This is a genomic window from Mesorhizobium sp. RCC_202 (assembly GCF_041355295.1).
In the GTDB taxonomy this organism is placed as follows: Bacteria; Pseudomonadota; Alphaproteobacteria; order Rhizobiales; family Rhizobiaceae; genus Mesorhizobium.
In genome coordinates this window covers 90605-116678 of sequence record NZ_JBFUPO010000015.1, presented here as the reverse complement: position 1 = coordinate 116678, position 26074 = coordinate 90605, and the positions used below count along the sequence as shown (strand labels likewise).

Genomic DNA, 26074 nt, shown 5'->3' with positions numbered 1-26074 from the left:
AATTCGTGTTCCAGATTTAGCGGGGGCTTTGGATCGGAATGGAAGACAAAGAGTTTGCATTTGTCGAATACCAAAAATCGGCCGAGATGTATTCTCGCGGCGTCGACATAGGCTTCAGCGCGACACAGAATTTTCTGATACTGAATGGAATATTGATTACAACGTTTCAATTACAGAACACCCCGGGGGGTGGACTTGCGATAATAGAAAGAATCCAGACTATGGCGCCATGGGCTGGCCTTCTACTTTCTTTTGCATATCTATTGTGCGTATCCCCGTATCAATCTCATCTAGATAATTGTCTCGGAAGATGCATTGAGATAGAGAAAAATTATGGCGGGTTACTTTTTACAAGGAACCATCAGATCTCTAAAAGGAAGATTCATACCGGTCTTTTACTTTATGGTGTAGCATTGGCATCTATAGTTACCTGGGTGTTTTTCATATACTTCTCTATCGAGAGATAGGCGTCTCCTGGCTGTCCAAGGCTGTAAAAATTGCTGCGACATGTGTGCGCTGGAGGTCTGTAATCTTGGAGAGCAGGTTGCGCCGCCTTTCCAGGGACCTCTCGATTTCCGTCCCCGGCGCCGCCTCGACTATTAACGTCGTTAGGTTGGGTCCCGGCTCTTCCAGGATGTTCATCGCGTCGTTGTAGAAAGCGGCGCGCGCGTGAAAGGCGGTCTGATAGTCGCGCGCGTAAAACCGGATGCGAAAGGCTTGCTCAAGAAGGGCTGCGCCGAAGTTGAATCGTTTGCGTCGACCGGGAGGATGACTGAGAAGGGCGACAATCACATCGTTTCCCGCGTTCCTTGCCGCTTCCGAAGCAACCGCTGCACGAACCATTCCATCATTGTAGGTGTTGCCATCGAGCCTCTCGGTATGCGTGGTGAGCAAGGGATTGCTCCCCGAAGCTTTGATGGCGGGGATAAGATGGCCGATGGGGTCGGCATGGTTGGAAACGAACCGGCACGCTCCGGAAGTGGTGTCGGTGACGGGAATCCTCAGTTCGATCGGAGACGTCGCCAGGGCGGCGGTATCCAGTTTCTTGGTCCCTCTCGAGACTACCGTTTCCGCCAGCCAATCTATGTCAATCTGGTTCGGCCAGCGGAGAGGCCGCATGAATTTTCCGGCGATCACTTCTTCCAGGTAGATATTCACGCAGATATCGCTTTGGCCTGCCACGAAATAAGCAGCGTTCACCGCGCCGGCCGAAGTGCCGTAAACCTCATCAAAACAGTTGGTGTAGCCGAGTTGCTGCAGTTCAAGCGCGGAAGCGGCGCTTATCAAGCCGGCCATCGCCCCGCCCTCGATTACAAGCGCGATTTTATGGCCGTCTTCGGAGGTTCCCCGTCGATACCCCGAAAGCCTACGGTTGTTTAACAGCTTGATGACTTCGTTCCGACCAGATCCGCTGCGGAGGGCGCTCGTCTCTGTCATCTTACGGCACGGTTCAAAGCTTCGGGTCTCCGCAAACGTTCAAAATGCAGGGAAAGCCTCTAAATTTGCCTAATCGCAGCAACGTGCCGTTCAGGACCAAGAAGCGGGGGTTCCGGCTGTTGGCCGGCGCAAGATCAGCGTTCGGTGAGCTTCAGTTCAATACGGCGGTTCTTGCTGCGTGCCTCGTCGGTGTCGGCCGGATCGAGCGGCTGGAACTCGCCGAAGCCGGCGGCGACGAGACGGTTGGCCGGCACGCCGTTCTCGATCAGGAACTTCACCACCGAGGTCGAACGCGCGGTCGACAATTCCCAATTGTCGCGGTAGCGGCCGGTGCCGGAGAGCGGCTTGTTGTCGGTGTGGCCGTCGACGCGCAACACCCAGTTGATCTCCGGCGGGATTTCCTTCTGCAATTCGATGATGGCGTCGGCGAGCTTCTTCATCTCGACCTTGCCGGCATCGTTGATCACTTCGGAGCCGGTCGGAAACAGCACCTCCGACTGGAAGACGAAGCGGTCGCCGACGATGCGGATGTTCTCGCGGTCGGCGAGGATCTCGCGCAGCCGGCCGAAGAAATCGGAGCGGTAACGGTTGAGTTCCTGCACGCGCTGCGCCAGCGCAACGTTGAGGCGGCGGCCGAGATCGGCGATCTTGGTGTTGGAGTCGCGGTCGCGCGTCTCCGAGACATTGAGCGCGTCCTCGAGCGCGCCGATCTGCTTGCGCAAGGCCGCGATCTGCTGGTTGAGGATCTCGACCTGGCTCAACGCCTGCTGGCTGATCTGGCGCTGGTTGCCGAGTTCGCCGGAAAGTTCGTCGGCCCGTTTGGCGGCCGCGTCGCCGGCGCCGGCGCCTTGCGCCAGCAATTGTTCGAGGCGGCTCTTTTCGGCTTCCGCCGCTGACAGCGAGGCCTGCAGATTGGCGAGCGAATCCTCTTTGTCCTGGCTGTTCGAGCGTTCGAGCGCCAGCAACTGGGTCAGTTCGTTGATCTGCGAGTTCAGGCGGTTAAGCACGGTGTCCTTGCCGGACAGCTCACGGCCGAGCAGGAACTGCGCCAGCACGAAAACAGTAAGCAGGAACATGATGGCCAGAAGCAGCGTCGACAGCGCGTCGACGAAGCCAGGCCAATAGTCGATGCGGCGGTCGGTGCGCCGCCCACGCGCCAGCGCCACCTCAGTGTACCCCTTGCTTCTTCAAGGCGTCGGCGATCTTTTCCAGCGTGTTGCGCATGGCCTTCTGCTCGTCCGACTGGGCTTCGACCCAGTCGCGCATGATCTGCTGCTCGGAGCGCATGTTCTTGACCAGCCCCGATATGCCGTCGGCCAGATTGGCCATGGCGGTGGCGACGCGCGGATTGGAGCCGCCGCCATTCTCCTGCAGGCTGCGCAGCCGCTCGGACAGCAGGCGGATGTCCTCGGACGACTCGGCCTTCGAGGTGTCGGCAACGGCGATGTCGGACGAAAGATCGGTGACCGACGACAGCCAGTTCTCCAGCTCGGTGTAGAAGCGGGTCTGGGCGCGGCCGGCCTGCAGGTCGAGGAAGCCGAGCACCAGCGAGCCGGAAAGGCCGAACAGCGAGGACGAGAAAGCGGTGCCCATGCCGGCGAGCGGCGCCGACAGGCCCTGCTTCAACGCATCGAGCACGGCGGCGGCGTCGCCCGTGCCGGGGTCGAGCGCCTCGATCGTCTCGCGGATCGAGGCAATGGTGTTCAAGAGGCCCCAGAAGGTGCCGAGCAGGCCGAGGAACACCAGCAGGCCGACGAGATAGCGCGAGGTGTCGCGGCTTTCGTCGAGGCGGGTGGCGATGGAATCGAGCATCGTGCGCATCGACGAGGTCGAGAACGCCACCGAGGACGAGCGGCCGATCATCGCCTTCATCGGCGCCAGCAGCACCGGCTCGGTGGTTTCAGAACCGGCGCGGAAGGAATTGACCCAGCGAACCTCGCGAAACAGCCGCCCGACCTGGACGAAGGCGAGCAGGATGCCGATCACCAGCACACCGACGATCAAGCCGTTGAGGCCCGGATTAGAGGAGAAGGCGGTGGTAATCTGGCGGGTGAGGATGGCGGCGATGAAAGCGACGATGATCAGGAAGATCACCATGGTGAGCAGGAAGACCTGCGGGCTCGACAGCTTGTGCGGATCGTAAACCAGGACGTCCGACCGCCTGAAGGATCTGAGAAAAGCCATCCGTGCCCCGTTTCCGATGCCGCCGCCGCGATTTGTCGCGACTCTAAACGGAATTGTGACCAAAATGAATGGCGCTTGGCAATATAGCCGGAGCCTCTTGGTTTGGCGCAATTCCGAACGGAAAACCGCTACACACTTTTCCTGGAATTGCTCTTCAGAACCGGTTGACGACCAGGCAGTCGACCATGGCGGCCAGATGCAGGCCTGCGCCGGTCACGACGAAGCCATGCCAGACGGCGTTGTGGAAGCGCAGGCCCTTCCAGGCGAAAAAGATGACGCCGCAGGAATAGACGATGCCGCCGGCAGCGAGCAGCGCGACCGAGGTCGTCGGCAGCGTCTCGACCAGCGGTCCGGCGAGCACGACGCCGCTCCAGCCGATGGCGAGGTAGAAGACGATGGCCAGCCGGTCGTAACGGCCGGGCAGGAACATCTTGATGGCGATCCCCATTGCCGCTGCGGTCCAAACGACGACGATCATCGGCACGGCCAGCGCCGAGTTGTGGAGCTGAGCGAGGAAGGGCGTATAGGTGGCGGCGATCAACAGATAGATCGCGGCATGGTCGAAGCGGCGCAGGATCCATTTCGCCGGCCACGACACCGGCCACAGATTGTAGGTCAGCGACACCGACAGCACGGTGAGCAGCGAAACCACATAAAAGACCGCGGCGACATATTCGCCGGGACCGGCATGGAAGGCGGCCAGCGCCAGGAAGGCCGAGCCGGCGGCGATTGCCAGCACGATGCCGACGGCGTGAACGATGCCGTCGGCGATCATCTCGGCGCGCGAATAGTGCCAACGCCCCACGAAGGGGATTTCGATCCGGGTTTCTGGCCGCGCGCTATTCATGAACAGTCCTGCATTGCCCCTAATCTGGGCCTTTGCGGGTCAGTATTTCAAGATTCGGTTGCGGTTTTGCGACTGCGGCGCCGCGCGTCCTTTCGACGCGCAAAGGATGCCGCAGCACTTTGGTTGCGCCAGGACCTTTCCGCGCGCGATGCCTGTCAGCGAGGCGGCAGCGGCTTCTTGATGGTCTTGAGAAGCGCGCGCTGGATGACTTCGTTGCCGGCCACGACCTCGCCATTGTCGAGCATGCCTTGCCCGCCCTCCATGTCGGAAACGAAGCCGCCCGCCTCGCGCACCAGGAGGATGCCGGCGGCGATGTCCCAGGACGAAAGGCCAACCTCCCAGAAGCCGTCCATGCGGCCGGCGGCGACATAGGCCAGGTCGAGCGCGGCGGAGCCGAGGCGGCGCACGCCCGAGACTTCCGCCATGACATTGCGCAACTCGATCAGGAAATTACCGTGCTGGCCGCGCCCGAGATGCGGCACGCCGCAACCGATCACGGTGTCGGTGAGCTTGCTGCGGCCGGCAACGCGCAGCCGGCGGTCGTTCATGAAGGCGCCGCCGCCACGCTCGGCCGTATAGAGCTCGTCCATCGCCGGATTGTAGATGACGCCGGCGACGATCTGGCCCTGGCGCTCGAGCGCGATCGAGACCGAGAAGATCGGGATGCCGTGCAGGAAGTTGGTGGTGCCGTCGAGCGGGTCGACGATCCAGCGGTGCTGGGCATCCTCGCCTTCGACGGCGCCGCGCTCTTCCATCAGGAAGGCATAGCCCGGCCGTGCCTTGGAAAGCTCGGTGAAGACGATTTCTTCCGCCTTGCGGTCGGCCTGGCTGACATAGTCGCCCGGACCCTTCATCGAGACCTGCAGGTTCTGCACCTCGCCGAAGTCGCGCGACAGGGAACGGCCGGCCTTCATCGCGGCCTGGACCATGACGTTGAGGAGAGCGGAACGCGCCATTTTTTCTTCCTGCTTTTTGGCCTTCTAACCTTGCCTTGAAGCATGATCTTTTCCGAAAAGTCTGCAACTTTTCGGGATCACGCTTTTAGTCTGCGCGGCGCACGTAGGTGATTTCGTTGGTGTCGACGATGATGCGCTCACCGGCGCCGATAAAGGGCGGCACTAGGACGCGGATACCGTTTTCCAGCACCGCCGGCTTGTAGGACGAGGCCGCCGTCTGGCCTTTCACGACCGGATCGGCCTCGGTGATCGTCAGCGTCACATAGTCGGGCAGTGAAATGCCGATCGGGCGCTCCTCGTAAAGCTGGACCGTCACCATCATGCCGTCCTGCAGGAAGGCGGAGCGCTCACCGACAAACTCCTTGGCCAGTTCGAGCTGCTCGTAGCTTTGGGTGTCCATGAACACCAGTGCGTCGTCCTGCTCGTAGAGGAAGGAGAAATCCTTCAGGTCGAGCCTTATCTGCTCGACGGTTTCGGCCGAGCGGAAGCGCTCGTTGAGCTTGGTGCCGTTGATCAGGTTCTTCAGCTCGACCTGGTTGTAGGCGCCGCCCTTGCCGGGCTTGACGGTGTTGGTCTTGACCGCCACCCACAGCCCGCCATCGTGCTCGATGACATAGCCGGGACGGATTTCATTGCCATTGATCTTGGCCATGTTGAACTGATCCGAATGAGATTTTTCTGGCGCAGGCCGCGCATCGGCGCCTCCAAGACCACAAATCGCCCTAAGTGGCAAGGGACGGCCGCCCCGAGCCGGCGGCAATGAGCGCCGATAGGCACCTCCGCCAGGAGCCGGGGTCAGGTGTCGATGGCTCGGCCTACGGCCTCGGCAATGGTGGTCGCCACTTTGGCCAGCCGGTTGAGGTGCGGGGAGCGCATGGCGACGACCTGCATGGAAAGGTCGAGTTCCCCGGCCGGGACGAGCTGTACGTCTTCGGGAAGTCCCCGCGCGGCGAGCCGCAGCGGCACGAGGCCAAGGCCATGTCCGCGGCGCACCCATTCCATCTGCATTGCGGGATCCTGAATTTCCGCCGCCACGACGAGACGCTGCCGCTCGCCGCCGAGCTCGGACAGCAGCCTTTGGCGCGCGTCGCAAGGCTCGGGGCTGAGCACCCAAGGCATGCCGGCCAGAGCTGTGTTCGCAGGATTGCAGCCGGCCCGTACCACGACGCCAAGGCGTTCCGTGCCGACCAGGTCACCCCGGTTCCGGGGATCGGCCGTCCGCAGCACGATCGCCATGTCGAGCTGGCCACGGTCGAACTGCTCGATGAGCTCGGCGCTCCAACCGGTCTTGAGGCGCAGCGCCACCTTTGGAAATGATGCGGCCGCGCCGGCGACGGCGCCGGCAACGCTCGCATCGGACAAGCCGTGCGCCAGGCCGACACGCAGCACGCCTTGCGGCTCTGCGTCGGCGGCGAAGGATTTCAGCGCTTCCACCGAGGCCAATATGTCTTTGGCGCGCGCCAGCACTTCCAATCCCGCCGCCGTCAGCCTTGGCGGCTTCTGCCGGCGATCGAGCAGCGTCGTGCCGAGCATGTCCTCCAGCCGTTGCATCTGCCTGGTCACCGCCGGCTGCGTCAGCGGCAGACGTTGGGCCACTTTCTGGATCGAGCCTTCCTCGGCGAAGAGAACGAGCGTTCGCAACTCCTCAAGCATTCATATGCCTCTCAGACATAATGATTTTAAATATTATGAATTTGAAAATGAGGTCGAAGCAAGCGATTTCTTCCGACGGCACCCAATGTTGAAGGAGATCCCGATGAAAGCGATCGAATTGCAGGCCCCGGGCGGCATCGAGAACCTCAAACTGGTCGAACGGCCGACGCCGGAGCCGGGTCGCCAGGAAATCCTCATCAGGGTGAAAGCGAGCGCGCTCAACTATCGCGATGTCGAAATCGCCCGCGGCAGTTACCACACCCAATTCGACCTGCCCCTTGTGCTGCTATCCGACGGCGTCGGCGAGGTGGCGGCTGTCGGCGCCGAAGTCAGCCGGTTCAAGGTCGGCGACCGTGTCTGCGGTACGTTCTGGCAGCGCTGGGCAGGCGGCAGCTTCGCCATGGTCGAGGCGACTTACCAGCGCGGCGGCCCGATCGACGGCATGCTCAGCGAATTTGCGCTGCTCGATGAGCAGGCCGCCGTTCTTGCGCCGGACAATCTCAGCGACATTGAAGCGGCGACGCTGGCCTGCGCGGGCGTTACGGCCTGGCATGCGCTGTTCACCGAAGGCCGGCTGAAGCCGGGCGAGACGGTGCTTAGCCTCGGTACCGGAGGCGTGTCCCTGTTTGCCGTGCAGTTCGCAAGAGCCGGCGGCGCGCATGTCATCGTCACCTCAAGCAGTGACGAGAAACTGGCGCGGGCCAAAGAGCTCGGCGCGCATGACGGCGTCAACTATCGCGACAATCCGGACTGGGGCCAGACCGTGCTGGCGCTGACAGGCGGACGCGGCGCCGACCACATCATCGAGGTCGGTGGGCCGCAGAGTTTCGCGCAGTCGCTGAAGGCGGCTGCGCGCGGCGCGCAGATCAACGTCATCGGTTATCTCGGCGGCAGCGAGGGGTCGATCAATCCGCTCGACATCTTCCGCCGTCAGGTGACGGCGCGGGGCGTCCCGGTCGGCTCGCGCGAAAGCTTCGAGGCCATGAACCGGGCGATCGCCGTGAACGGCATAAGGCCGGTGATCGACAGCGTGTTTCCCTGGACGGCGGTGGCGGAGGCGCTTCGCTACCTCGAACACGGGTCGCTCTTCGGCAAGGTAGCGCTCGACCACACGCGATGAAAGGTCAGCGCAGCCGGTTTGCCTTCTGCAGCGCCTGCTTGGTCTGTTCGTCGTCGAGGCCTTGCAGGAAATCGTCCATCTGCGGGTCGATGAGGCCGGCGCGGCGGGCGACGATGTACCAGGCGCCGGCCAGGATCAAATCCGGATCGGTACCGATGCCGCCCATATAGAGCTTGGCGAGCCGGTTCTGGGCCGCGACATTGCCGCCCTCGGCCGCCCGCCTCATCCAGGCAAACCCCGACTTCAGGTCACGCGGCCCGCCGCGACCTTCGATCATCCAGGCGGCGAGATCGATTTGGGCGGTGTCGTAATTCTGCCTCGCGGCCTGCGCCAGAAGGATGCGCGCCTGGGCGTCGTCGCGCTGCTTGCCGCCGACGCCATTGGCGTAGAGCTGCGCCATGGCATATTGCGCGTCGGCAAGGCCGGTGGCCGCCGCGCGCTCGTAGTAGACCGCGGCCTTGCCAAGACCGACATCGCCCGGATCCTGCTCGACGAGCAGTTGCGCGAAGTTGAACTGCGCCAGGCGATTGCCTGCTTCGGCGGCAGCCTGCATCAGCGCAAAGGCGCCCTTTTCGTCCTTCTTCACATAGCGGCCATCGAGCAGCGTCAGCGCATATTGGAACTGAGCCTCCGGCACGCCCTGCTCGGCGGCGAGCCCATACCATTTCGCCGCCTCCGCAGGGTTGAGGGGCACGCCGAGGCCGCGCGACAGGATCTCGGCCACCAGTGTCTCGGCCGCCGGATCGCCATTCTTGGCGCGCAGCATGGCGAGGTTGTAGGCGGTCTTGTAGAGGCCGCGCTGGAAAGCGCCGTAGGCTGCGTCCGGCTGCTTGGCGCCGAAGCGATCGGGATTGACGGCGTCGACCGATGGCGGCGTCATGGTCGCCGGCTGCGGCAATGTATTTTCGATCGGCTTGTCGGTGTGTATGTCGGCGCCGAACCTGTTCGGATTCGGTGCTCCCTTATCGGGCGAGCTTATGTCCGGCGAACCCGCACTTGGAGAGGCCGCATTCGGTGGGACCGCATCTGGCGTGCCTGGCGCGTTTGCATCCGGCCGGGGCTGCGGCACGGGGACGGTCTCGGCGGCAAGCGCGGCATGGGCGAAAAAACCCGTCAGAACAACCAGGCCCGTCAGAACCATCGGGAAGGAGACACGCCAACGCATGTCAGTCCTCGAAGCGCGGCGCGGTTTCGTCGAGCAGTGCATTGGCGGCGGCAACCGCCGCGCGTGGGTCGCGTCCGTCGGCAAAGACGGCGCTGGACAGCGCCACGAACTCGGCCCCGGTCGCGGCTACGGTTTCCACGGAGGCAAGCTCCGATCCGGCCATGACGATGCAGGGAAGAGAAATCATCTCGGCCCACCACTCACCCAGCGACAGGTTGCGGTGATGCGGCTCCGGTTTGTTGTCATAGCCGAAGCGGCCGAAGAACATATAGTCGGGCCGCTCCTCGCCGAGCCCGAGCGCTTCGTCGCGGGTCTTGGCGCCGCCCACGCCGACCATCATTTTGCCGGCCACGCGCTCGATCGTCTCGGCAAGCTCCTTGCGGCCGGCCTCGACATGGATGCCGTCAGCTTGAACGCGACCGGCAACACGGCTGTCGCCGGCGATGATGACGGCGATGCCGGCGGCTTGCGCGATCGGCACGATCCTTTCGGCAAAGGCCTGGAAGGAAGCGTCATCCATGCCGTTGTCCGGCAGGATCAGCGAAGCGACGTCGCCGCCTTCGAAGGCGGCGCAAATCTGCTCCGCCGGCGTAAGCGGCGGCGCGATCAGCACGATGCGGCAGCGGTTCGGCGGATTTGCTTCGTTCATTGGCCTTCGATCCCGGTTTTCGCCTATGCCGGGCGAAGATGGTTGCATTGCGGCATAGAGCAAAGGCGTCCGCTTGAACAGGCGGGGCTTCAGGTTTGGTTCCAAGCATGTCTCGCGAAACCGCTGCGCGCTTCCGGGAGACATGCTCAGGCAGCGGCGTCGATCGTTCTTAACGGGTGTCGGCGCGCCTGGTCTTCATGACAAGATCAAACACGCGCCGCGGGTTCTGGATGCCGATGAATTGCGGGACCGGATCGAGAGATGGAAACCATCCGGTCATCCTCGACGATCCGGAGAATGCATACCCTGAAGCAGCCGCCCCGAACCGTAACGTGCCTCTTGTCGCCGTTTCGCCCGTCAACTGAACATCGGGAATGCGGTCGAGGTCGATCGATGTGAAGTTGGCGGAGGGGGCCAGTCGCATGATCAGGATGCGTTCGTTCGTAACGGCATAATATATGCGCCGCCGCAGCCATGCATCGACGATGAACCTGCCGAAGACCATGAAGAACCCGATGCAGACGAACATCGCGCCCCAGGCATCAAAGAACAACGGTGCTCCTTGTCTCGTTGCAGAGTAAGTCCAGAAAATCGCGAAGCCGCACCAAAGCAGGCTGAAAGGTATCAGGAACAGGTCGCGGCTCGAGAGAAGCAATCCCTGCGTGGGCATGCCACTCCACAAAATGCGTTCATGCGGCAACAGCCGACCTTGAAACGAGATATTTTCCACCGCTGTCGCCCACCGCTTTCCGCAGGGTCATTCATCGCATGGGTGATGTTTTGACGACAATACAAATATTCGGCTCGCCGTTGTCATACGCACATGGCATCCAATCTATGGAGCAGGCGCGACGGCAGGGCAGACACATGGCACAGAACATCTACGACCAAATCGATTTCTTTGAAGGCTATAGCCGTCTCGACCGTTCGGTCGAGGGCCTGGACGGCGCGCCGGAATGGCCGGCGCTGCGCGCGATGCTGCCGGATGTCAGTGGCCTGAGCATCATCGATCTCGGCTGCGGGTTCGGCTGGTTCTGCCGCTGGGCGCGGGCGCATGGAGCCAGGCAAGTGCTCGGCCTCGACCTGTCGGAAAAGATGCTTGCGCGGGCCCGCGCCGAAAGCACTGATGCCGCGATCACCTATGAGCGCGCCGATCTCGACGAACTCAGCCTGCCAAAGGCGTGTTTCGACCTCGCCTACAGTTCGCTCGCCCTGCACTATGTCAGCGATGCCGCGCGGTTGTTCGCGACGGTCCACCAAGCTCTGGTTCCCGGCGGCACCTTCGTGTTCTCGACGGAGCACCCGATCTATATGGCTCCAACTCAGCCGGGATGGTCCATCGACACCGCTGGCCGCAAGACCTGGCCCGTCGATCGATATCTCGTCGAGGGGCCGCGCTCCACCGACTGGTTCGCCAAGGGCGTGGTGAAGCATCACCGCACCCTTGGGACGACGTTGAACCTCCTGATCGAGGCCGGGTTCGTCATTGGACATGTCGAGGAATTCTGCCCGACCAAGGCGCAGATCGCCGCCAGGCCGGAACTGGCCGAAGAGCTGGAGCGGCCGATGTTTCTGCTCGTCCAGGCGCGGCGATAGCAACGGTCGGCAGCCGGGCCTGGAATTGCCCTAAAGCTGCAGCTTGTAGCCGACGTGGCTGGCCTTGAAGCCGAGCCGATCATAGAAGCGGTGCGCGTCGAGGCGGGTCTTGTCGGTCGTCAGCTGGGCGACACGGCAACCGCGCTCGCGGCATGTCTCGATCGCCCATTCGAACAGGCGCTGCCCGAGCCCTTCGCTGCGCCGGTGCGCCGCGACACGCACGGCCTCGATCTGGCCGCGCCGGGCGCCGCGCAGCGACAGTCCGGTGAGAAAGCTGATCTGCAAGGTGCCGATGACATCGTCACCATCCGTCATCACCGCCAACAGCTGGTTCGGGTCGGCGTCGATCTGCGCGAAGGCGTCCAGATAGGCCTGCGCCAGCGGTGTGCCGGCGTCCTCGCGGGCGCGGCCAAGCTCGTCGTCGGCCAGCATGGCGACAATGGCCGCGACATCGGCTTCGCGGGCACGGCGAATGCTGATGATGCTCATTGCAGACCTCGTTGGTAGCGGCCCGGCTGGCGATGGCTGCGGCGCGGCCGTTTGTCGATGTTGGGCCGGCATAGCCGATGCCGCCATTCATGACTATCCCACTGGCTGTATTCTGCGCTATGGCTTGGCTCCCGCCTTTCCAAACTCTTTCCCAAAGCCAGGTTTTCAAACCTTTCCCAATGTCGGGCCTGCTCAGCGATCCCTGGTTTTATGCCGCCGCCATTCCGGCGGTCATTCTCGTCGGCCTGTCGAAGGGCGGCTTCGGCGGCGCTGTCGGCTTTGTCGGCGTGCCGCTGATGGCGTTGACCATTCCGCCGGTGCAGGCGGCCGCGATCCTGCTGCCGATCCTGTGCCTGATGGACATCGTTTCGGTGTGGACGTGGTGGGGCGTCTATGACCGCAAGATGCTGGTCGACATGATGCCGGGCGCCGTCATCGGCATCGGGCTCGGCTGGCTGACGGCGGCTCTCGTCACCGAGGAAATGGTGCGGCTGATCGTCGGCGCGGTCGCACTGATCTTCGTCGCCCGCTGGATCTATCTGCAGGTCCGCCACGGCGCCGATCACGCGGCGGCGCCGAACCGTATGGCTGCCGCCCTCTGGGGCATTGTCGCCGGCTTCACCAGCTTCGTCGCCCATGTCGGCGGCCCGCCCTTCCAGGTCTACGCGCTGCCGATCCGGCTCGACCCGAAAGTGCTGTCGGGGACGGCGGCGGTCTTCTTTGCCGCGACCAATGCGCTGAAGCTGATCCCCTATTTCGCGCTCGGTCAGTTCGACACCGCAAACCTTACGGCCTCGGCCGTGCTGATGCCGCTGGCGCCGCTCTCCACCGTTGCCGGCGCCTGGCTGGTGCGCCGCATGCGGCCGGAGGTCTTTTATCCCTTTACCTATGCAACGGTGGCGGTGGTCGCGGTCAAGCTGTTGTGGGACGGCATTGCCGGCCTGATGTAGGCGTGTCGATATCCAGGTGATGCCGGCCTGCAAATAACGGGTTCCTGCGCTTCCGGTGCTCACGTCCTTAAGTACGCTCCGCTCCGGTTCTCTGACCCCGTCATTTTCGGCACGGCCTAACCTCAATCTCAACACGCCTTGGCGCGGGCGGCGCATGGTCGCCCATGTCTGCGGTCAGGCAGCGTTTGGCACCAACTGGCGGCTGCCGCCGAAGGCGAGCGCGGCACCGAGCACGATCACCATCGCCATGCCGGCGAGGATGCCGATGTCGTGCGAGGTCGGCTTCAGCACCATGTCGGCAATGATCGCCAGCATCACCGCATAATCGAGGCGCGCCCAGTTCATCATGCGCTGGCCTGTGCCGAGCACAGAAGGCGTCATACCGTCCTTGGCGATCATGGCGCCCATGCGTTCGCCGGTCGGCTTGAAGATGAACATGCCGATCGAGAAGGTCGTGGCGTAGCCGACGAGGCCGATGACGATCCACAGTTCGGAAAAGCCGACCCAGAAGCCGCACATGATCAGGCCGAAGATCAGGGTCAGCATGGACAGCGGCGCGAAGAACCTGCCGCCGAGCTGACCGCTGGCGCGTATCGCCTGCAGCTTGTCCTCGATGTTGCCGGCGCGCTCGGCGAGCACGCCGAGCAGGAACAGGACGAAGCCGCCGCCGACCCACAGGGTGGCCGAGACGATGTGGAGGAATTTGACGATCGAGTACCAGTCCATTGCCGCTCCTTGTGCGTCGTTGTCGGGTGACGCTGCCTGCGCGTCTGCTTCCGAAGGAGGGTGGATTATCTCCGTGCATGTATCGAAGGGATGTCGCATGGGCATTGCTTTGTTACAGCGACGGATCCGTCGGTTTTCCGCGCCTATGGCTGCCAAGCCTATGGCCACATTGCAGAATCCCCGGCATTTGCCGGCCAGACGCCGTGTCGGCATTTGACCATTTTCGCGGCCTTGCCGGGACCAGTCCGCGGCAAGCACCGAGGCAGCCCATGGGGTTTTTACGCGGCAATCCTGCTGTTCGCCTTATTTCCTTGCCGCCGCGGTGGAAGAAGGTCCGAGCGAGCTAACAATTAGGTCCCGGGATCGATGGGCCGATGCGGCGCGGAGACAGTTGTGGATCAAGAAATATCCACGCCGTTAAGGGTTCATTAAGCTTTACAGGCGTTTACTATGTACATCCAGTTTTGCTGGATTCTTACCGAGTGGTTGGAGCCACTTTGTTTGACGCCTCCCTGTTAAACTCCTGAGAGCCGCCTTATCCGCGGCTCTTTTTTTGTCCCCAACCGGCACAGGGGACGCCTACCGGCGTTAACCGTTTGTTAAACATGCGCTTGCCTTCATGGGCGTCGAAGCGCATTTTCAAGCCTCAGTCATTTAGGGTGCGGTCGGTATCGGTAAGTATTGCCGAATCGGCTTGCGGCAGTGCAGGGGCATATCGATGAACGAGCCTTCGAAGGGCATCGCGAAAACCATCAAACTGGCGGAACGCCGGGTTTTCTCCCAATCCTTCAAGCCCCTCTACCAGGAGGGCATGGGGCTGGTCGAGCAGGCGGCCGAGTATCTCGACGGCAAGGGCAGGCTCGAGGCCAAGAAACTGTCGCGCACGGCAGCAACGCTTTACGCGGCTGAATCGATGCGGCTGACCACCCGTCTGATGCAGGTCGCGTCCTGGCTGCTTCTGCAGCGGGCGGCCAATTCCGGCGAGATGACCCGTGACCAGGTCGCGTCGGAAAAATCCAAGGTGCGCCTCGACACCGCGTCGGCGCATGACGAGGCGCTCGGCTGGAACGAGCTGCCGAAGGATTTCCTCGATCTCGTGACCCGCTCGCTGCGCCTGCAGTCGCTGGTTCGCCGCATGGACGAAGAGATCTATGGCGGCGCCATGCCCGATACGCACTCGACCGTCCGCCGCGCCAATCCGGTTTCCGATCAGATATCGCTGCTCAACACCGCCTTCGCGCGCGGCTGACAGGCAGCTTGATAATTCGCCCTGATGGCCATCTAGCGCCGTTTTCTGCGCTTCCGGTGCTCACGTACTTAAGTACGCTCCGCTCCGGTTCTCGAGAACGACGCTATATGGCTCATCATGCCAAATTCTGAAGCTGCCCGCTCCTGCTTGGCCCGTTTCTGGTTTGTTCACATTTCGCTGGCATCGCTGTGCACCGAGGCTAGACTTGGCGTATGGGGGAAGCGATTCGCATCATCGGTATCGATCCGGGCCTGAGGCGCACCGGCTGGGGCATCATCGACAGCCTCGGCAATTCGTTGCGCTTCATCGCGTCCGGCACAGTGCGGTCCGACGACAAGGCGTCGCTGGCGACCAGGCTTTGCCAATTGCATGACGGGCTGGCCGAAGTGCTGCACCGGGAGATGCCGCATGAGGCCGCGGTCGAGCAGACTTTCGTCAACAAGGATGCGACGGCGACGCTGAAGCTCGGCCAGGCGCGCGGCATCGCCATGCTGGTGCCGGCGCGCGCTGGTCTGGTGGTCGCCGAATACGCCCCCAATGCCGTCAAGAAGGCGGTGATCGGCGTCGGTCATGGCGAAAAGAAGCAGATCCATATGATGCTCAAGGTGCTGATGCCGAAGGCGGTCTTCAGCGGCGACGACGCCGCCGACGCTTTGGCCATCGCCATCTGCCACGCGCATCACCGGCAGAGCGTCGCCTACCGGCTGGCGGCTTTGGCTGGGTAGTCTTGTTCTTGACTTGTTCTCATTTGCGAAGTAAGTAATACCTTGGAGGTATTACCATGCGTGTGACCACCAAGGGACAAGTCACGATCCCAAAACAAATAAGGGACCACTTGGGCATAGGACCGGGGTCGGAGGTCGAGTTCGTCGCTACGGACGAGGGTGCCCGGCTTGTCGCCGTCAACGAAAACATTTCGGAGGAGGAAGCTGCCCGCAGGTTCAAAGAGGTTCTCGACCATATGGAGGGGACGCTGGATTTGGGCGGCATGACGACGGACGAGTATATGGAATGGTTGAGGGGCCCGCGTGAAAATCTCGACGTTGATTGACACAAATGTGCTCATCGATGTCTGGGGCCCGGCTGGGCCGCTGACGGAGTGGTCGTCATCGTCGATCGCCTCATGCAGACGCGCCGGCGCACTGGTCATCAACAGCATTGTCTGGTCTGAACTTGCTCCGCTGATAGCGACCGAAGCGATGCTCAGGAAAGCAGCCGAAAGACTCGAAATGGATCGCGAGTTTTTGCCCTGGGAAGCCGCATTCCTGGCCGGGGTCGCGCACTCCCGTTACCGGCGGGCCGGTGGTGTTAGAGAGCGGACCTTGCCGGATTTTTTCATTGGCGCTCATGCAGCCGTTGCCGGACACCGTCTTTTGACGCGCGACGCTCCTCGCTACCGCAGCTATTTCCCCGACCTCGAAATCATCTCTCCGGAAACACATCCATGAAGGCCAGGGTATGATCGGCAAGCTGAAGGGCACGCTGGACGAGATCGACGAGGATTCCTGCGTTGTCGACGTGCATGGCGTCGGCTATGTCGCCTATTGCTCGGCGCGCACGCTGGCCACGCTGCCGTCGCCGGGCGAAGCGGTGGTGCTGTTCATCGAGACCTATGTGCGCGAGGACATGATCAGGCTCTACGGCTTCCAGTCGGCGCTGGAGCGCGAATGGTTTCGCCTGCTGATGAGCAATGTGCAGGGCGTCGGCGCCAAGGTGGCGCTGGCGATCCTGTCGACGCTGGCGCCGGCCGACCTCGCCAATGCGATCGCGCTGCGCGACATCGCCATGGTCTCCAGAGCGCCAGGCGTAGGCAAGAAGGTGGCCGAGCGCATCGTCACCGAATTGAAGGCCAAGGCGCCCGCCTATGCGGGCACCGCCAGCGGCACGATCGGCCTCAAGCAGGAACTCGGCGAAGGCGTCGCGCCAGCGCCGATCACCGATGCCGTCTCGGCGCTGGTCAACCTCGGCTATTCGCGCGACATCGCGGCCAACGCGGTTTCCGCGGCGCTGAAGACGGCCGGCGAAGGGGCGGACGCCTCGAAGCTGATCCGCTTCGGCCTGAAGGAATTGGCGCGGTGAGGCCGCGCTTGTACCGCCATCGGCCATATGCGAGGACGCTCGCATGAGCCTTTCACCCCGCCTCATTGCTCCCGACAAGCGCGGCGAGGATGCCGATCAGACCTTGCGGCCGCAATCGCTCGACGAGTTCGTCGGCCAGGCGGCGGTGCGCGCCAACCTCAAGGTCTTCATCGATGCCGCCAAGGGCCGCGGCGAGGCGCTCGACCATGTGCTGTTCGTCGGTCCGCCCGGTCTCGGCAAGACGACGCTGGCACAGATCATGGCGCGCGAGCTCGGCGTCAATTTCCGTTCGACGTCCGGACCCGTCATCGCCAAGGCCGGAGATCTCGCGGCTTTGCTGACCAATCTCGAGGAGCGCGACGTCCTTTTCATCGATGAAATCCACCGCCTCAATCCGGCGGTGGAGGAAATCCTCTATCCTGCGATGGAGGATTTCCAGCTCGACCTGATCATCGGCGAAGGGCCGGCAGCACGCTCGGTCAAGATCGACCTCGCCCACTTCACGCTGGTGGCGGCGACGACGCGGCTCGGCCTGTTGACCAATCCGCTGCGCGACCGGTTCGGCATTCCGGTGCGGCTCAATTTCTACACCGTCGAGGAGCTGGAGCAGATCGTGCGGCGCGGCGCGCGCATCCTGCAAATGCCGCTCGGGGACGATGGCGCGCTGGAGATCGCGCGGCGGGCGCGCGGCACGCCGCGCATCGCCGGCCGCCTGCTGCGACGCGTGCGTGATTTTGCCTCGGTTGCCGGGGACGGCCATGTCGACAGACGGATTGCCGACGAGGCATTGACCAGGCTGGAGGTCGACGGGCTCGGGCTCGACGCGCTCGACCGCCGTTATTTGTCGATGATCGCCCGCAATTTCGGCGGCGGGCCTGTCGGCATCGAGACGATCGCTGCAGGGCTTTCGGAGCCGCGCGACGCGATCGAGGACATCATCGAACCTTATCTGATCCAGCAGGGTTTCATCCAGCGCACACCGCGCGGCCGCGTGCTGACCGCCAATGCCTGGCGCCATCTCGGCCTCGACGCGCCGAAGGACCTTGCCCAGCAGCAGATCAGCCTGTTCCAGGACGAGTAACGCAGATTTGTCCGGCTTTAGGCGGGAAGCGGCCTCGTCTGCGTGGAATCTGCTTGGCCCGGCCTAGGTGAGGGCACAATTGCCGCCTCTAAGCCGGGGCTAGAGCAGCTCTGCGTTTCCCGGAAACGCAGAGCTGCTCGGCGTATTTTGTTCATGCGCAATTCCGAACGGAAAACCGCTACACACTTTTCCTGGAATTGCTCGATGCAATCCCAAGGGGCTTGGGCCGAACGATGATCACCAGACGTGGCTTCATGCGCCTCATGGGCGGCTCATTCCTGTCGATGGCGGCGCTTGGCGCCTATGCTATCGGCATCGAGCCGGTGCTGCTCAGCCATGTGAAACGCTACGCGCTGACGCCGCCGCACTGGCCGGCAGGCCTCAAGCTGCGTATCGTGGCGCTGGCCGATATCCATGCCTGCCGGCCCTGGATGACGCCGCAGCACATCGCCTCGCTGGTCGAGGATGCCAATGCGCTGCAGCCGGATCTGATCGTGCTTCTGGGCGACTACATTGCCGGGATGCGCCTGGTGACGGGCCATGTGGCGACGAAAGATTGGGCCTCGGCGCTGTCCGGACTGAAAGCGCCGCTCGGCGTCAAGGCAATCCTCGGCAATCACGACTGGTGGCACGATATTTTCGCCCAGGAAGCAGGGGCCGGCCCGACCGCGGCGCGCAAGGCGCTGGAGGCCGTCAACATCGCGGTGCTCGAAAACGATGCCTTGCGCCTGGAGAAGGACGGGCAAGGCTTCTGGATAGCCGGGCTTGCCGATCAGCTGGCGCTGCTGCCGGACCACGCCAAGGGCCGCTACGGGATGACGGGGCTCGACGACCTCGACGGCACGCTGGCCAAGGTGAGCGACAACGCCCCCATCATCCTGCTCGCGCACGAGCCGGATATTTTTCCGAAAGTACCCTGGCGGGTTTCGCTGACGCTGTCCGGCCACACCCATGGCGGACAGGTGCGGTTGTTCGGCTATTCGCCGGTGGTGCCGTCGGCCTATGGCAACCGCTACGCCTATGGCCATGTCGTGGAGAACGACCGCAATCTGATCGTGTCGGGCGGGCTCGGCTTCAGCATCGCGCCGGTGCGTTTTGGCATGCGGCCGGAGATCCTGCAGATCGATCTCGGCTGAGCCTCCCGTCAGGTGGCGCGGGTGGGGGTGCCATCGGCCTCGTAGCCGATGATGCCAGGCTCCCACCACAGCACCGGATTGTTTCGGAAGCTGGCTCGATCTTCCAGCGCGTTCACAAGCGTGCGGGTCCTCGGATGCGCCTCGAGCCGGATATCGAGATCCAGGGGCCGGTTGGCAATGAAGCGAAGGTGGCAGGTCAGGAAAATGTCCTGGACCGAAACGGTCTTGCCGAAAAATCCCTCGCCGTCGCGGTCGATCCTGCTCTCCAGCCAACCCATCAGATGGGCGATGCGCTCGGCGCAGCGCGTCAGATGCGAATTGCCGTGATGCCGGACCCCGGACCATTGCATCTGGCTGATCGTCGTTGCGGCGGTGCCCAGTGTCTGGACCGAAGCAAAGAGCAGTCGGTCATCCCATTCCGATCCTGCCCGCCACATCGACGGCGCCAAAGGAAATTCCTGATGGACACGCCGCGGATAGGTGGCGAGCAGGTACTCGGCGATCACACCGCTTTCCCACAGCGTTAGATCGCCATCGCGCAATGTCGGGACCTGAAGCGCCGGCGTCCATTCGGCCCGGGACGCGGCGGATGGCGTGGTCGTTTCCTCCCGCCGCTCGTAGTCGAGGCCTATTTCGTCGAGCACGACACGAACGCCGCGCGCGAAAGGTGATCCGGTTGTGTAAAGCAGCGAACGCATAGCCTCATCCCCCGATGCCATCGAAGAAATCGTAGCACCGTCGGTGACTAACGCGGAAGTTGGCGGATCGCATCCATCACGTCAGGTTCGGCTTTCTCGCCATCGAAAGCGTCGACGATGCCGAAGGCGCCGCCATAACTCCACACCGACCAGGAGAAATGATGCGCCTCGGCGCGCTCGATCATGTCGCGCACATAGGCCGCGCGATACGCGGCCGGCATGACAAAGCCGTTGCCATATTCCTTGCGGATCATGCCGAACTCGCCGAGCGTGATGTTTTCCGGCTTGATGGCGTGGGCCTTTGCCCAGGCTTCGACCGTCTTGAACGGTTCATCCATCACGCCGAGCAGCTTCTGAGGGCTGTCCATTGTCGCCACCTGCTCGTCGAGATAGGCGAGCAGGCCGCTCTGCCTGGCCCAGGGCGCCTCGGCCTTGATCCGGTCGCGGATGGTGTTCAGCGTCACGTTCAACTCGGTGCGCGGCACGGCCGTCAGCGGGTAGGGCAGGCCTGTGACATATTGGATGAAATCGCCGGCCCAGGTCGCGCCCTGATGCGTCAGAAGAAACGGATCATAGGAATGGAAGGCCCAGATGATGTTGTCGTCGGGGATCGTCTTCGGGTCGATCTTCACCAGCGAGGCAGCGCTCGAATAACAGCCGCCGGTGAGGATCAATGTCAGCCTGGTCGCCGAGGCACGCGCGGCCGCGAAGAGCTGCTTCTGGCGTTCAGGCCAAAGGTCGGTGCCATCGTCGTCGCAATCGACGATCGGTTCGTTCATCAATTCAAGCGCGACTTGACCTGGATCTTCCTTTGCCAGCGTCAGCGCCATCTTGCGCGCCATCTCGACATACGCCGCGAAGATCGCAGGGTCGTCCATCACCTGCCCCATGCCGATCTTGCGGTTGGCGCCGGCGGGGATCAGATGCAGGTCGACGATCACCTTCAGGCCGGCGCGGTTGATCAGGCGCGCCGAGTCCAGGACGCTGGCATAGAGGTCGTCGCGCAAGGCCGTTGTCTGGTCGGAGAGAAAGGGCGAGGGATCGACCGGCATGCGCAGGAAGTCCAGCCCCGCGTCCTTCAGCGCCTTGAGATCGTCTTCCTTGAGGAATTTGCGCCACTCCGGATAGGGCAGGATCGCCTGGCGATCGCCCCATTTGTCCTCGGCTGGCCAGGTGACCCACTGGTCGAGATTGAGGCCGCGCTTCATCGCGAACGTTGCCGCGCCGGCCGGTAGCGTAAGAGCGGCAAGCGTCAGCAACGCCGTCATCAAGGTCTTGATCATCGCGCCCAACGGTGCCACGCACAGAAATACCTAGAGCAATTCCAGGAAAAGTGTGATCGGTTTTCCGTCCGGAATTGCGTCAAAACAAAGAGTTAGAGCGGTTCGACGTTTCCATGAAACGTCGAACCGCTCTAAGCCCACGGGTTAGGTGCCTGTTCGGCCAGGAAAAGGAAAGTGCGATGGACGATCATGGTGAATCGGCGGCGCTCAGCGCCGGGCTTTCGGGAGCGCTGACGGAGTTCGGCCATCGGCTGATGGCGCGGGTCTATTATGCCGACACCGACTTCTCCGGGGTGGTCTACCATGCCCGCTACCTGGAGTTCTTCGAACGCGGCCGCTCGGATTACCTGCGGCTCGCCGGCGTCCACCACACCGAGTTGGCCGAGGGCAAGCATGGCGAGCGCATCGTCTGGGTGGTGCGGCGCATGGAGATCGACTTCCGCGCGTCGGCGCGCATGGACGACATACTGACCATCGAGACGCGTACCGACGACATTTCCGGCGCGCGTATCTTCATGGGCCAGCAGTTGAAGCGCGGTGGCGAGGTGCTGGTCGAGGCCAAGGTCGAAGCGGCGATCATCGGCGAAAGCGGCCGGCCGAAGCGCTTTCCGAAGGAATGGATTGCGGCCTTCATGCCCAAGGGGCGTTGAGATTCAGGTGAGGCCGGCCTGCAAATGGCGGCTTCCTGCGCTTCCGGTGCTCACGTACTTAAGCGCGCTCCGCTCCGCTCCGGAAACCACCAAATTCGACTCGGCCTGACCTGAATCTCAACGCCCTTCGGTGGAAGCACTTCGACGCCAAGCGCGGCAATGCGCCGCGCCTTACATCCTAACCCATCCTTAACCATAACGGTTCATGAAGGAATTGGCGAAGATTGGCGCAATTCGTACGCCTTCCTTTCACCAATATTTGCCCCGAAAAGGCCGAGGAAAGGTGCATTCGGGGTTGTTCCGCAAGTTTCAAAGCTTTGCGCGATCGGACCAAAGGGATGCCCATGGGCCAGCCGCCAGCGACGCCCGGAAAATCTTAAGGACTTAAGTGATGGAAAATATCGCACTCGCCGATCCGGCAGCGCATTTGTCGATCTGGGCGCTGTTCATGCAGGCCGGCTGGGTGGTCAAGCTGGTCATGATCGGCTTGCTCGGCGCCTCGATCTGGACCTGGGCGATCATCATCGACAAGCTGGTCGCCTACGGCCGCATGCGGCTGGCGCTCAACCGCTTCGAGCAGGTGTTCTGGTCAGGGCAGTCGCTGGAAGACCTCTACCGCACGCTTGCCGATCGGAAGACCGCCGGCATGGGCGCGATCTTTGTCGCTGCCATGCGCGAGTGGAAGAAGAGTTTTGAAAAGGGTGCCAAATCGGCGCTGGCGCTGCAGACCCGTATCGACAAGGCGATGGACCTGGCGCTGACCCGCGAGATGGAGAAGTTGGAGGGGCGCCTCGGCTTCCTCGCCACCACCGGTTCTGCGGCGCCCTTCATCGGTCTGTTCGGCACCGTCATCGGCATCATGACGTCGTTCCAGGCGATCGCCGCCTCGAAGAACACCAGCCTTTCGGTGGTCGCGCCCGGCATCGCCGAGGCGTTGCTGGCCACCGCGATCGGCCTGCTGGCGGCCATCCCCGCGGTCATCGCCTACAACAAGCTGTCATCGGATGCGAACAAGATCGGCATGCGCATGGAAGGGTTCGCGGATGAGTTCTCCGCCATACTCTCGCGCCAAATCGATGAAAAAGTCGCGCAGAAGGCCTGAGGAACGATCATGGGGATGTCCGTAAGCGGAGGCGGCACGGGGCGAGGCGGGCGCGGCCACAGGCGGCGCGGCCGCCACCACGCGCTGATGTCGGAAATCAACGTCACGCCGATGGTCGACGTGATGCTGGTGCTGTTGATCATCTTCATGGTCGCGGCGCCGCTCCTGACCGTTGGCGTGCCGATCGACCTGCCGGACACACAGGCCAAGGCGATGAATGTCGACACCCAGCCGATCACCGTTTCGATCGACGCGGCCGGCAAGATTTTCCTCCAAGAGACCGAAATCTCGATCGACGAGTTGGTGGCCAAGCTGCAGGCTATCTCGAAGACGGGCTATGACGAACGCATCTTCATACGTGGCGACAAGTCGACCGACTATGGCACCGCCATGAAGGTGATGGCCCGTATCTCGGCGGCCGGTTACAAAAATATCGGCCTGGTCTCGCTGCAGGAACAGGATCAATAGAGGCCAAATGCGCACCGGTCTTACCTCATCGGTGATCTTGCATACGGTGGCGTTGGCCTTCGGGTTGTTCACGCTGTCGTCGCCACCGGCCATGCCGGCCGCCGATACGGAATCGGTGGCGGTCGATATCGTTCCCATGGAAGCGGTCGCGCAAACGCTGCAGGGCGACAAGAAATCGGTGATGCATGACAAGCCGGCGCCGCTGCCGACCAAGCGGCCGGATGTCGTGCCCAATGCCCAGAAAGTCGGCGAGAACACCGTCGACACCGACAAGCCGGTGACGGACGAGACCAAGCCGAAGCCGGTCGACAAGACGGCAGCTCCGCCGCCGGCGCCGACGCCGACCGAGAAGCCGGCGGTCGAGGACGTGCCGAAGCCGCAGGAGAAGCCGAAGCCCATCCCGGCGACGGAAGTCGCGCCGACGCCGACGCCGAAGGAAGAGGTCAAGCCAGAGCCGGTGAAGCAGACGGAGCCGAAGCCGGCACCGGCCAAGCCGCCGACGCCGACGAAGGACACGACCGCCGCTATTCCAAAGGAAGAAGTGAAGCCGGACGCGGTGGCCGAGGCGATCTCGCAGGAGCAGCCGACAGACGAGGCCAAGCTTCCGGATTCGGCGCCGGCTCCACAGGCACGGCCGCAACCACAATCGCAGCCGGCCCAGGCCGAGAGCGCCAAGGCGCCGGATCGCAAGGACGCCGACAAGCCGGTGAAGGAGGCTTCTTCCAAGCCGAAGTCGGACGAGAAGCAGTTCAACGCCGACGAGATAACGGCGTTGCTCGACAAGCAGAAGCCATCCGGCGGCGGCGCCAAGCGCTCGACGCAGCAGGCTTCGCTCGGCGGCACAAAGGACCAGGGCCAGAAGCTCTCCAAGTCAGAGCAAGGAGCGTTGGAGGATCAGCTCGGCAGTTGCTGGACGCTTCCAGTCGGCCTCGAAGGGTCCGAAGATTTCACGGTGGTCATCCGTTTCAACCTGAATGCCTCCGGCAAGCTGGAAGGCCGCCCGACCGTTGAGAAGTCCAGCGGCAACCCACAGTTCGACGCCAGCGCGGTTCGCGCCGTGCAGAAATGCGATGTCGCCGGGCTGCAGGTTCCCGCCGGAAAACAAGACATATGGTCCGACATTCGCGTCAATTTTGATCCGAGAGCGATGCTTGGTCTTTAACCTGAGCACGCAAAAAATCAGCAAGAGAAGCGAGAATACATGCAATTCATCCTCAAGCCGCTCCTGATCGTCGCCGCGATGGCGATGGGCATAAATGCCGTCGTCACCTTGCCTGCGCGAGCAACCCTCGAGCTCAACGTCAACAAAGGCAATGTCGAGCCGATGCCGATCGCCATTCCTGACTTTCAGGGAGGACTGGGAGCGCAGATATCGGAGATCGTCACAGCCGATCTGAAGCGGTCGGGACTGTTCGCGCCGATCGACAAGGCCGCCTTTGTCGAAAAGATCACGAATCCGGATGCCGCGCCCCGCTATGAGGATTGGAAGGTCATCAATGCGCAGGCGCTGGTGACCGGCGCCGTGAGCAAGGAGGCGGATGGCCGCATCCGCGCCCAGTACCGGCTGTGGGATATTTTTGGCAACCAGCAACTGGCCGGCGAGCAGTTTTTCGCCAACGACGCCAATCAACGCCGTGTCGCGCACATCATCGCCGATGCGATCTATGAGAAGATCACCGGCGAAAAAGGCTATTTCGACACGCGCGTCGTCTTCGTCGACGAATCCGGCGCCAAGAACGCGCGCAAGAAGCGGCTGGCCATCATGGACCAGGACGGCGCCAATGTGCGCTATCTGTCCGACGGCCGCGCCATCGTTCTGACGCCGCGCTTTTCGCCGAACCGGCAGGAAATCACTTATATGTCCTACGAAAGCGGGCAGCCGAAGGTCTACCTGCTGCAGATCGAGACCGGCCAGCGCGAACTGGTCGGCAATTTCCCAGGCATGACGTTTGCGCCGCGCTTCTCGCCCGATGGCCAGAAAGTAATCATGAGCCTGCTGCGCGACGACGGCAATTCCAACATCTTCGCCATGGATCTGAGAAGCCGTTCGACGACGCGGCTCACCGACTCGACCGCGATCGACACCTCGCCGTCCTATTCGCCGGACGGCTCGCAGGTCGTCTTCACCTCCGACCGTGGCGGCGGCAGCGGCCGATCCCAGATCTACGTCATGGGGGCCGATGGCTCCAACCCGCACCGCATTTCCTTCGGCGACGGCGTCTATTCGACGCCGGTCTGGTCGCCGCGGGGCGACCTCATCGCCTTCACCAAGCAGAGCGGCGGCCAGTTCCAGATCGGCGTCATGAAGACCGACGGTTCGGGCGAGCGCATCCTGTCCGCCGGATTCCAGCAGGAAGGTCCGACCTGGGCACCGAACGGCCGTGTGCTGATGTTCTTCCGCGACTCCGCCGGTGGGCCGAAGCTGGTCTCGGTCGATCTCACCGGCCGCAACGAGCAGCAAATCCCGACGGCGAACTACGCGTCGGACCCCGCCTGGTCGCCGCTGCTGGAGTGAGCGGCTGGGAACTGGAGAACTGAGGAACTGGAGAACTGGGG

29 protein-coding genes are annotated in these 26074 nt (G+C 62.8%); 15 read left to right on the top strand and 14 right to left on the bottom strand.

The features are described from left to right. Nucleotides 1-453: 453 nt before the first annotated feature. The 7 genes from AB6802_RS27255 to AB6802_RS27225 form a co-directional block, all read right to left on the bottom strand. Complete coding sequence (locus AB6802_RS27255) at nt 454-1437, bottom strand: patatin-like phospholipase family protein (protein ID WP_371013303.1); 984 nt, start codon at nt 1435-1437, stop codon at nt 454-456. Nucleotides 1438-1571: 134 nt separating this feature from the next. Beyond that, a complete protein-coding gene (locus tag AB6802_RS27250) occupies nt 1572-2603 on the bottom strand; it encodes a peptidoglycan -binding protein (protein WP_371013302.1) in 1032 nt (343 codons plus the stop codon). A 1-nt stretch (nt 2604) separates the two neighbouring features. Then, nucleotides 2605-3621 carry a MotA/TolQ/ExbB proton channel family protein gene (locus AB6802_RS27245; protein ID WP_371013301.1) on the bottom strand — a complete coding sequence of 339 codons (1017 nt, stop codon included), beginning with the start codon at nt 3619-3621 and terminating at the stop codon, nt 2605-2607. A 154-nt stretch (nt 3622-3775) separates the two neighbouring features. After that, on the bottom strand, nt 3776-4468 hold the full coding sequence (locus tag AB6802_RS27240; protein ID WP_371013300.1) for a hemolysin III family protein: 693 nt from the start codon (nt 4466-4468) through the stop codon (nt 3776-3778). A gap of 155 nt (nt 4469-4623) precedes the next feature. Next, nucleotides 4624-5424 carry an inositol monophosphatase family protein gene (locus AB6802_RS27235; RefSeq protein WP_371013299.1) on the bottom strand — a complete coding sequence of 267 codons (801 nt, stop codon included), beginning with the start codon at nt 5422-5424 and terminating at the stop codon, nt 4624-4626. 85 nt (nt 5425-5509) lie between these two features. Next, nucleotides 5510-6076: an elongation factor P gene (gene efp / locus AB6802_RS27230; RefSeq protein WP_371013298.1), complete on the bottom strand. Its 567-nt coding sequence runs from the start codon at nt 6074-6076 to the stop codon at nt 5510-5512. Between the two features lie 143 nt (nt 6077-6219). Continuing rightward, nucleotides 6220-7077 (bottom strand): LysR family transcriptional regulator, encoded by an 858-nt coding sequence (locus tag AB6802_RS27225; protein WP_371013297.1) that lies wholly within the window; start codon nt 7075-7077, stop codon nt 6220-6222. Nucleotides 7078-7180: 103 nt separating this feature from the next. Here AB6802_RS27225 and AB6802_RS27220 point away from each other — a divergent pair, with 103 nt between their 5' ends. Then, the gene (locus tag AB6802_RS27220; protein WP_371013296.1) at nt 7181-8197 is read left to right on the top strand and encodes an NAD(P)-dependent alcohol dehydrogenase; all 1017 of its coding nucleotides are present in this window, start codon (nt 7181-7183) and stop codon (nt 8195-8197) included. 4 nt (nt 8198-8201) lie between these two features. Here AB6802_RS27220 and AB6802_RS27215 read toward each other — a convergent pair whose 3' ends face one another. The 3 genes from AB6802_RS27215 to AB6802_RS27205 form a co-directional block, all read right to left on the bottom strand. Continuing rightward, nucleotides 8202-9362 carry a tetratricopeptide repeat protein gene (locus tag AB6802_RS27215; protein WP_371013295.1) on the bottom strand — a complete coding sequence of 387 codons (1161 nt, stop codon included), beginning with the start codon at nt 9360-9362 and terminating at the stop codon, nt 8202-8204. Nucleotide 9363: 1 nt separating this feature from the next. Further along, on the bottom strand, nt 9364-10011 hold the full coding sequence (locus AB6802_RS27210; protein ID WP_371013294.1) for a thiamine phosphate synthase: 648 nt from the start codon (nt 10009-10011) through the stop codon (nt 9364-9366). Between the two features lie 169 nt (nt 10012-10180). Further along, the gene (locus AB6802_RS27205) at nt 10181-10741 is read right to left on the bottom strand and encodes a PH domain-containing protein (protein WP_371013293.1); all 561 of its coding nucleotides are present in this window, start codon (nt 10739-10741) and stop codon (nt 10181-10183) included. Between the two features lie 137 nt (nt 10742-10878). On the opposite strand from AB6802_RS27205, the gene AB6802_RS27200 reads away from it, so the two are divergent. After that, entirely contained in the window at nt 10879-11607 is a 729-nt protein-coding gene (locus AB6802_RS27200; RefSeq protein WP_371013292.1) for a class I SAM-dependent methyltransferase, read from the top strand. Nucleotides 11608-11637: 30 nt separating this feature from the next. Here the strand turns inward: AB6802_RS27200 and AB6802_RS27195 are convergent, their stop codons facing one another. Further along, nucleotides 11638-12096 carry an N-acetyltransferase family protein gene (locus AB6802_RS27195; protein ID WP_371013291.1) on the bottom strand — a complete coding sequence of 153 codons (459 nt, stop codon included), beginning with the start codon at nt 12094-12096 and terminating at the stop codon, nt 11638-11640. A gap of 179 nt (nt 12097-12275) precedes the next feature. On the opposite strand from AB6802_RS27195, the gene AB6802_RS27190 reads away from it, so the two are divergent. Beyond that, nucleotides 12276-13046: a sulfite exporter TauE/SafE family protein gene (locus tag AB6802_RS27190; protein WP_371013290.1), complete on the top strand. Its 771-nt coding sequence runs from the start codon at nt 12276-12278 to the stop codon at nt 13044-13046. Between the two features lie 174 nt (nt 13047-13220). Here the strand turns inward: AB6802_RS27190 and AB6802_RS27185 are convergent, their stop codons facing one another. Further along, nucleotides 13221-13772 carry a DUF2269 family protein gene (locus tag AB6802_RS27185; protein WP_371013289.1) on the bottom strand — a complete coding sequence of 184 codons (552 nt, stop codon included), beginning with the start codon at nt 13770-13772 and terminating at the stop codon, nt 13221-13223. Nucleotides 13773-14490: 718 nt separating this feature from the next. Here AB6802_RS27185 and AB6802_RS27180 point away from each other — a divergent pair. The 7 genes from AB6802_RS27180 (at nt 14491) to AB6802_RS27150 (ending at nt 19317) form a co-directional block, all read left to right on the top strand. Continuing rightward, a complete protein-coding gene (locus AB6802_RS27180; protein WP_371013288.1) occupies nt 14491-15021 on the top strand; it encodes a DUF1465 family protein in 531 nt (176 codons plus the stop codon). Nucleotides 15022-15233: 212 nt separating this feature from the next. Continuing rightward, on the top strand, nt 15234-15746 hold the full coding sequence (gene ruvC / locus AB6802_RS27175) for a crossover junction endodeoxyribonuclease RuvC (protein ID WP_371013287.1): 513 nt from the start codon (nt 15234-15236) through the stop codon (nt 15744-15746). A 56-nt stretch (nt 15747-15802) separates the two neighbouring features. Continuing rightward, the gene (locus tag AB6802_RS27170; RefSeq protein ID WP_371013286.1) at nt 15803-16072 is read left to right on the top strand and encodes an AbrB/MazE/SpoVT family DNA-binding domain-containing protein; all 270 of its coding nucleotides are present in this window, start codon (nt 15803-15805) and stop codon (nt 16070-16072) included. Continuing rightward, entirely contained in the window at nt 16050-16469 is a 420-nt protein-coding gene (locus tag AB6802_RS27165; protein WP_371013285.1) for a type II toxin-antitoxin system VapC family toxin, read from the top strand. Before AB6802_RS27170 ends, AB6802_RS27165 begins: the two co-directional genes overlap by 23 nt. A gap of 10 nt (nt 16470-16479) precedes the next feature. Beyond that, on the top strand, nt 16480-17100 hold the full coding sequence (ruvA, locus tag AB6802_RS27160; RefSeq protein WP_371013284.1) for a Holliday junction branch migration protein RuvA: 621 nt from the start codon (nt 16480-16482) through the stop codon (nt 17098-17100). A 43-nt stretch (nt 17101-17143) separates the two neighbouring features. Beyond that, complete coding sequence (ruvB, locus tag AB6802_RS27155; RefSeq protein ID WP_371013283.1) at nt 17144-18181, top strand: Holliday junction branch migration DNA helicase RuvB; 1038 nt, start codon at nt 17144-17146, stop codon at nt 18179-18181. 233 nt (nt 18182-18414) lie between these two features. Further along, nucleotides 18415-19317 (top strand): metallophosphoesterase, encoded by a 903-nt coding sequence (locus AB6802_RS27150; RefSeq protein ID WP_371013282.1) that lies wholly within the window; start codon nt 18415-18417, stop codon nt 19315-19317. Nucleotides 19318-19325: 8 nt separating this feature from the next. Here the strand turns inward: AB6802_RS27150 and AB6802_RS27145 are convergent, their stop codons facing one another. Both AB6802_RS27145 and AB6802_RS27140 read right to left on the bottom strand, forming a co-directional pair. Further along, nucleotides 19326-20015, bottom strand: a complete 690-nt coding sequence (locus AB6802_RS27145) for a glutathione S-transferase family protein (RefSeq protein WP_371013281.1) — start codon at nt 20013-20015, stop codon at nt 19326-19328. Nucleotides 20016-20062: 47 nt separating this feature from the next. Then, complete coding sequence (locus tag AB6802_RS27140; protein ID WP_371013280.1) at nt 20063-21316, bottom strand: glycoside hydrolase family 5 protein; 1254 nt, start codon at nt 21314-21316, stop codon at nt 20063-20065. 161 nt (nt 21317-21477) lie between these two features. Here AB6802_RS27140 and ybgC point away from each other — a divergent pair, with 161 nt between their 5' ends. From ybgC to tolB, 5 genes are all read left to right on the top strand, one after another. Further along, complete coding sequence (gene ybgC, locus AB6802_RS27135; protein ID WP_371013279.1) at nt 21478-21948, top strand: tol-pal system-associated acyl-CoA thioesterase; 471 nt, start codon at nt 21478-21480, stop codon at nt 21946-21948. 391 nt (nt 21949-22339) lie between these two features. Continuing rightward, nucleotides 22340-23050, top strand: a complete 711-nt coding sequence (tolQ, locus tag AB6802_RS27130; RefSeq protein WP_371013278.1) for a protein TolQ — start codon at nt 22340-22342, stop codon at nt 23048-23050. A 9-nt stretch (nt 23051-23059) separates the two neighbouring features. Then, nucleotides 23060-23518 carry a protein TolR gene (tolR, locus tag AB6802_RS27125; protein ID WP_371013277.1) on the top strand — a complete coding sequence of 153 codons (459 nt, stop codon included), beginning with the start codon at nt 23060-23062 and terminating at the stop codon, nt 23516-23518. A gap of 7 nt (nt 23519-23525) precedes the next feature. Continuing rightward, on the top strand, nt 23526-24680 hold the full coding sequence (locus AB6802_RS27120; RefSeq protein ID WP_371013276.1) for a TonB family protein: 1155 nt from the start codon (nt 23526-23528) through the stop codon (nt 24678-24680). Between the two features lie 39 nt (nt 24681-24719). Continuing rightward, entirely contained in the window at nt 24720-26033 is a 1314-nt protein-coding gene (gene tolB, locus AB6802_RS27115) for a Tol-Pal system beta propeller repeat protein TolB (RefSeq protein ID WP_371013275.1), read from the top strand. The last annotated feature ends 41 nt before the right edge of the window (nt 26034-26074 follow it).